The organism is Saezia sanguinis (assembly GCF_003991585.1).
In the GTDB taxonomy this organism is placed as follows: domain Bacteria; phylum Pseudomonadota; class Gammaproteobacteria; order Burkholderiales; family Burkholderiaceae_C; genus Saezia; species Saezia sanguinis.
Window position 1 is genome coordinate 1 of the sequence record NZ_PQSP01000070.1, and the last position, 273, is coordinate 273.

Below are 273 nucleotides of genomic sequence, written 5' to 3' on the forward strand. Positions count from 1 at the left end.
GCCGAGGGTCGCGGGCGGCAGGACGCACGCGGAGTCACCGGAGTGGATGCCGGCCTCCTCGACGTGTTCCATGATGCCGCCGAGGTACATGTCCTCGCCGTCGAAGAGCGCGTCGACGTCGATCTCGATCGCCTCGTCGAGGAAGCGGTCCACGAGCACGGGGTGCTCCGGCGACGCCGTCGTCGCGCGCGTGACGTAGCCGCGCAGCGTCTCGTCGTCGTAGACGATCTCCATGCCGCGCCCGCCGAGCACGTAGCTCGGGCGCACGAGCAC

1 protein-coding gene is annotated in these 273 nt (G+C 70.7%); it reads right to left on the reverse strand.

The features are described from left to right. Nucleotides 1–273: ATP-binding protein (locus CUZ56_RS15020; protein WP_148113766.1), on the reverse strand; the 273-nt coding region annotated here is incomplete at both ends.